Annotated in this window: 3 protein-coding genes; all 3 read left to right on the top strand. The window is 34.9% G+C overall.

What is annotated here, in order from left to right; translation table 11 throughout:
* Positions 1–283, top strand: a 283-nt coding sequence (locus E1171_RS23835) for a hypothetical protein (RefSeq protein ID WP_222931477.1), incomplete at its 5' end; no start/stop codon positions are given.
* Between the two features lie 254 nt (positions 284–537).
* Positions 538–2994, top strand: coding sequence for a T9SS type A sorting domain-containing protein (locus tag E1171_RS11560; protein ID WP_155206164.1), 2457 nt, complete (start codon positions 538–540; stop codon positions 2992–2994).
* 931 nt (positions 2995–3925) lie between these two features.
* The gene (locus E1171_RS11555) at positions 3926–7108 is read left to right on the top strand and encodes a SusC/RagA family TonB-linked outer membrane protein (protein WP_155206163.1); all 3183 of its coding nucleotides are present in this window, start codon (positions 3926–3928) and stop codon (positions 7106–7108) included.
* Positions 7109–7125: the final 17 nt, after the last annotated feature.

Below are 7125 nucleotides of genomic sequence, written 5' to 3'. Positions count from 1 at the left end.
TTATAAATTACAAATTAAAAAGGTTGTTAATAAGACCAGTACTTTCGGTGGTTACACTGATAGTCCCATTATGAAAAAACAAATGATTCAAAGTAATAAGTTCTTCGTTCATTGGTCTAAAGACAAAGAATGGGTACAAGTAAAATTAAAAAAGAAGGATTTATTGAACCTTTTTGAAAGTCACCAGTCAGAGATAAAAGAATATGTTAGTGAAAACAAATTAAACCTAAAGAAAGAGCCTGATTTTGTTCAAGTATTAAAGCATTTTGATTCCTTACTTTGAAATGGGGTGGAAGCTAAGATAGAAAGAGTGTGGTGGGAGATGTTTTATGTACTTTTACTCTTGAGTATGATTAAAAATTTTCTTTTTGCGGCAATAGACTTTTGAAAAGTTGCACTTTGTTGCTTTTTTCCATCGTAGTTTCCAGCTCCGAGCTCAAAAAGTGCCTCGTTCACCTTCTCAAAACACAGTTCATTTTCGCTTAAAACAAAAAAATTAAACAAGCTCTCAAAAAATTACATCTAAAAAATGTTCGTATGAAAGTAATTTTACCTATAGCTTTCCTATTATTTTCTTTTTATAGCAATGCACAACAATTTAGAGATGCTCCTGAAATAAGTTGTTTTCAAAGTTGGAATAGTAATGAATGGAGCCATAAGCGAAGTCAAATAGAATTCAGTGTTAAGAAGGCTCAACAGGAAGATCTTTCTGTTAAAAATTCACATTTTGAAATAAGATTCAACAATTTTCCTGAACAGGCCAAAATAGCCTTTGAATATGCAGTTTCAATTTGGGAGCATTATCTACATTCAGAAGTGCCCATACGTTTGAAGGCTGATTGGACTAATTTGGGAGGATCGGTGAATGGAGGAATTACTTTGGGAAGTGTTGTAGCCAGTGGAGAAGTGAAAAACTTTTCAGGTGCTCCTTTCAAGGAAATATGGTACCCAATTGCATTAGCAGAAAAATTAGCCAGAAAGGAATTAAATAATTCCAATGACTATGATATAAATGCTCGTTTTAATGATCAAGTTGAAAATTGGTATTTTGGTCTAGATGGGAAGGCTAGTGATGATGAGGTGGATTTTGTGACTGTAGTATTGCACGAAATTGCCCACGGTTTGGGCTTTTCCTCATCATTGGGTTTATATACTGACGATACCTATGCTTTTACCGAAATAAATATTTATGATTACGGTTTAATTGATTTGAATGATCAGTTTTTAATTGACGTAACTATTTATCCTCCTCGGTCAAAACAGCTTAGTGCTGTGTTGACGGGAAGTAATGTTTTTTTTGAAAGCTTTCTAAATAAAAGATTAGCTTCATTTAACCCCCGAATTCATGCTCCAAAACCTTTTAGGTCAGGATCAAGTATTTCCCATTTGGATGAGAGTACTTATGTAGCTGGAAATGAAAATTCATTGATGACTCCTTTTTTAGATGAGCCGATACATGAACCAGGTCCCTTTACATTAAATATCTTTGCTGAAATGGGGTGGGTCCACACCTTTATTGACCATGAGGAATTACCGGATTCGGAGATTCCTTATGTCAGCATCAAGGCCAAGATTGAAAGTGATACAGTTTTAAATGAAGATGAAATTTATTTGCATTACTCTACCGATGGATTTAAAAGTCTGAGCAAAATATTGCTTTCCACTTCTTTGAGTGAAGTAAATGAATATGTAGCTGAGTTTCCTTCTCACCTTGATGAGGTGAAGTTTGATTATTTTTTTTCAGTGAAGACCATAAATGGTCGTTCTTATACGCTTCCTTTAGATACTGCCAATAATCCTTTTTCTTTTTATCTAGGAAAGGATGTGAGGGAACCAACTGTTGCTCATACCCCCATGGATGTATTGTTTGGTGCTCACTCTCAGTTATGGATAGAGGCCGAGATTGAAGACAACATTGGAGTAGATAGTGCCTGGCTTACCTATTGGGTAAATGATGAGGAAGAAAAAATTATTCCATTAGAAAGGGAGTCAGGAAATAGGTTTATGGGAATGGTTCAGTTTCCTTTGGGAAGTTTAAATGATGGGGATGTTGTTAGATATACTATTCATGCCAGGGATAAATCATCTAATCAAAATGTTGTTATTTCTCCAGGTGCTACTAGCTTTTATGAAGTTAATGTAAAATTATTTCAAGCTGTTACTTCCTATTCCAATGATTTTGATAAAAATAAAAACGAATTTTCTTCTAGCCAATTTTTTGTTGGTACGGAAACGGGCTTTATTAATAATGCATTTCATTCTCAACATCCTTATCCAAAGGCATCTGGTAAAGAAGGAGATGATTTGATTTCTGTTTTAGCCGTCCCAATAGTGGTTGAAGAAGAGTATCCCTTTATAACTTTTGATGAGGTTGTTTTAGTAGAACCAGGAGAGAAAGATGCAGAATTTGGATCTGTTGGCTTTAAGGATTATGTTATCGTGGAAGCTTCTTCGAATTTAGGAGAAACTTGGGAACCGTTAATATTGGGTTATGACGCAAGAGATCAGGAAGAGTGGTTGAAAACATATAATGAAAGGTTGGTAGATGGTAATTCTTTATCAAGGGGGAATAGGTTTCTTTTTGTAAAAAGAGAAATTAACCTTCTGGAGAGTTTTTCCAACGGACAGGAAATTTTAGTCCGTTTTAGACTTCATTCTGATTCAGAGAACACGGGATGGGGTTGGGCAATTGATAATCTCAATATTCAAAATAAAATTCTTGGCCTTGAAGACTTTGTGTCATCCCAGGAAGTAAAAATTAAACTTTTTCCAAACCCTAATAATAAGGAGTTAATTAAGTTTGAGGTGCCAATCTCTGGCGATTATGATTTGATAATATGTGATTCAAAAGGTCAGCAATTAAAGGCATTAAGATTTCATGGGGAAGTGAAAGAGGTTAAATCTTTAGATGTTTCGGTCTTTAACAAGGGTTTATATTTGTTAATTGTTAAACATAAGCAGTTTAATGTTTTGGAGAGGTTTGTTAAATTATAGGTAGCGGTTTTAAATTTAAAAAGGCGAAGGGGAAAGAAAGGTTTTGTATTCCAATTTCCATATAGAAAGGTTAGAGTTTTTAAAAGAGTTTAATTATTAGCTTTTAAGAGCACTTGAATCGGGGTTTAATCTTTCTTTTGGTGGGGAACCAATGAGGTTTAACCATTTTTTATGGACTTCATTATTAATATCAAGCTTATATCTTCTAATAGTTTATACCTATACCGTTCATTTGTTTAAAAAAGGCTGAAAAATTCCAATATAACTTTCAATAAGATGCCAAAAAGAAAATAAAAAAAATAGTTCCAATGTAGCTTTCCTGATAAAGAAAATTAGTAAGGGCTCTATCGAAGGGGTTTGTAATTTATTTTTATCCATCAAAATTCAGAGATTGTGATTGTTTTATTTAGAGTTCTGTTTAACCTTTAAGTTTCTACTTTTTTCTTCAACCACTGTCCCGTCAATTTAATCTTGAAAAGGCTTAGGAATCATTCCTAATGTTTTAGTTTGTAGACAATTGTTTTGGTTTTATATTTTAATAATAAAAAATTGGATTATTCTTAATTGTTATTTATTAAAATCTCTTCATTTTGAATTTTTGTATCTGATTTCAAGAACTAATTAAAAGGTAATATATTATTACAAAATGATAAAAAAATACTTGAAAGCTTATTCAGCCTTTCCATATCAAAATAATATTAGTTTATTATGAAAAATTGTCTTTTTATTAATTTTTGAGGTTTATTGGCTTTTTTTTGTGTTTTTGTAGTGGTTTTGTATGGTTTTTTATAGTTTAAAGAAGAAAAAATTATTCATTGTTTTTAGGTTTAGTTGTATATATATGTTGTAAGTTATTGTTTAATAAAAAATAATAATTTACTTTTATGACTATTATAAAATAAAAATATTATTACAATTAAAAACTATTCTTATGAAGAGAATCTTACTTATTTGCTTCATTTTGGTAGCTTCATTAATTAATGAAGCTTTTGCTCAAGGCCGGACCGTGTCCGGAACGGTTACATCCGAAGAAGATGGTCTTGGAATGCCGGGGGTTACGGTTGTCTTGAAAGGGACTACAACTGGAGTTCAGACTGATTTTGATGGAAAATATAGTTTAGAAGTTCCAGCTGACGGTGGTGTTCTTGTTTTCTCTTTTGTAGGGATGGCTACCCAGGAGGCTCAGGTTGGGGCCAGGTCAGTGATTGATGTGCAAATGGCTGCCGATGTTAAGCAACTTTCTGAAGTTGTGGTTACTGCATTTGGAGTAGCAAGGGAGAAAAAAGCCCTTGGTTATGCCGTTCAGGAAGTAAAGGGAGACGCCTTGGTTAATGCAAAGGAAACCAATGTTGTTTCTGCACTAGCAGGTAAAACAGCAGGGGTTCAGATTACCAATTCATCTGGAGCCGCTGGTGGAGCCTCTTATATTAAAATTAGAGGTAATGCATCCCTTACAGGAAATAACCAGCCTTTATTTGTTGTAGATGGTGTGCCTATTAATAACTCTCAACAAATGTCAGAGGATTTAAGAGGTGGGGTGGCTCTTTCCAATAGAGCGATTGATATTAACCCTGACGATATTGCAGACCTTTCCGTATTGAAAGGTGGAGCTGCTGCTGCTTTATATGGTTCAAGAGGTGCTAATGGTGTTATTTTAATTACTACAAAGAAAGGTTCCCCAAATCAAGGTTTCAAAGTAGGCTATACAGGTTCGGTTGAGTTTAGTGAAGTAAATAAGCTTCCTCCTATTCAGACTACCTATGGGCAAGGATTGTATCAACAATATACCAGTCCTGAAGATGGACTTCCATATTCATATGGTCCTAAAATTAGTGACTTAAGATTTGATAGTAATGGAAATATTGTGCATAAAGATGATGCCAGTGCTACAAATGAAGCCGTTCCTGCCTTCAATAATGCCGAAGACTTTTTTCAAACTGGTATAAAAACTGAACATGCAATTAATTTGTCAGGTGGTAAGGAAAATTTAACTTACTTTGCTTCCGTTGCACGTTTAGATCAAGAATCCATTATTCCTGAAAATACTTTCGAAAGAACCTCTTTGAGAGTATCCACTACTGCAAAATTAAATAAATTTTCAGTAGATCAATCGGTTGCTTATGTAAATTCAGGAGGTAGAAGAATTCAACAGGGATCTAACACCTCTGGTTTAATGTTAGGTTTACTAAGAACTGCACCAACTTTTGATAACTCTAATGGTGTTAGTGACCCTACGGATCCTAGATCTTATTTAATGCCTGATGGTACTCAAAGAAATTATCGTGGTGGAGGTGGTTATGATAACCCATATTGGGCCATTAATCAGAACCCTTTTCATGATAATGTGAATCGTGTAATGGGGTATATGAAGGTGGGGTATCAACCTTTTGATTTCTTAAATGTTTCTTATCGATTAGGGGCAGATGTGATTTCTGATAAGCGAACTCAAGTATTTGCAATAAGATCCGCTACCTTACCAGATGGTCAAATCATTGAGGATGCATATTTTAATTCTGAGGTAAATGGAGACTTTTTAGTGAATTTTAATAAGACATTTAATGAAAATATTGGAGTAAATGTTACCGTAGGGCATAACTTCAATATTCGAAAAATGGAGAATAATTATACCCAAGGTGATGTACTTGTAATTCCTGATTTTTATAATTTGTCTAATGCAAGTACTGTAACGGGAGCTATCGACTTTTCTGAGATGAGAACTACTGGTTTGTTTATGGAGGCTAGTGTTGATTATAACTCTACTTATTTCTTGTCTGTTACAGCAAGACGAGATGCTGCCTCTACTTTTGGGGCCGCTACGGAAAATAGCTTCTTTTACCCTTCTGTTAGTGGAAGTTTTGTCTTTTCTGAGTTAATGCCTGATTTGGATTGGTTTACATTTGGTAAATTAAGAGGTTCTTGGGCAACAGTGGGTAATCAGCCTGGTGTATATGTAACAAAAACGTATTTTACTCAGGCAGCAGCTCCAAGTTCAAGTTGGACTGGTCTTTTAACTTATCCGTTTAATGGACAGGTAGGTTATTCTCATTCAGATGTAATTGGAAACACTCAATTACGTCCAGAAAAAGTAACTTCAAAGGAAATAGGAGCGGAATTGAAATTCTTTAATAACCGATTGGGATTAGATGTTACTTACTACGATCAACTGTCTGAGGATTTGATTATTTCAGCTCCAGTTGCGGCATCCAGTGGATATTCCAATATGTGGATAAATGCTGGGGTGATGTCGAACAAAGGTGTGGAATTGGCACTTTATGCTAATCCAATCAAAGCAGGAGATTTCAGCTGGGATGTAGGAGTGAATTGGACTAGGAATAGAAATATAGTGGAGGAATTAGCAGAAGGAGTGGAAGTAATTAATTTACCCTGGGGATTTACCGGAGCTAGCCAACGACTGGTTAAAGGAGAGGCATATGGTACGCTTTATGGTTCTGTTTGGTTAAAAGATGATGATGGGAATGTTTTAATTGACCCTTCTACTGGTTATCCTCTTGTTGATCCTGAAGATAATATTATTGGAGATCCTAATCCGGATTGGTTGGCTGGTATTACCAATACCTTTACTTATAAAAACTTTACTTTATCTGCTTTGATCGATATTAGAAAAGGAGGAGATATTTGGAATGGTACAAAAGGAGCCCTTTATTTCTTTGGTACCCATGCAGATACAGGTAATGATAGGTATTCTTCTTTTGTATTCCCTGGGGTTTATTTTGAAGATGGTACTGACCCTCATGGAAATGATGTATCGGCAGGTGCAACCAATACAACTACGGTAGTAAAGGATATTGATTGGTATGCATCTGGACCAGGTTCTGGTTTTACAGGTCCTTCTGAGCCATATATTGAAGATGGAGGTTGGGTAAGATTGAGAGAGGTTTCCCTAACTTATAAATTAGGAAGTAGATTGATTAAAAAGGTGCCATTTTCTGATGCTTCATTTACGATTACAGGAAGGAATTTGTGGTTGAGCACAGACTATACTGGAATTGATCCTGAAACTAATTTGGCAGGTACAACTAATGCTCAGGGAGCGGATTATTTTAATATGCCTAACACTAAAGGGGTATCAGCTACCTTGAGAATTACTCTTTAATAAGTTGTAGTAAAAAA

The organism is Xanthovirga aplysinae (assembly GCF_009711365.1).
In the GTDB taxonomy this organism is placed as follows: domain Bacteria; phylum Bacteroidota; class Bacteroidia; order Cytophagales; family Cyclobacteriaceae; genus Xanthovirga; species Xanthovirga aplysinae.
Note: the sequence above shows the minus strand (reverse complement) of the source record. Positions and strands in the feature narration are given on the sequence as shown.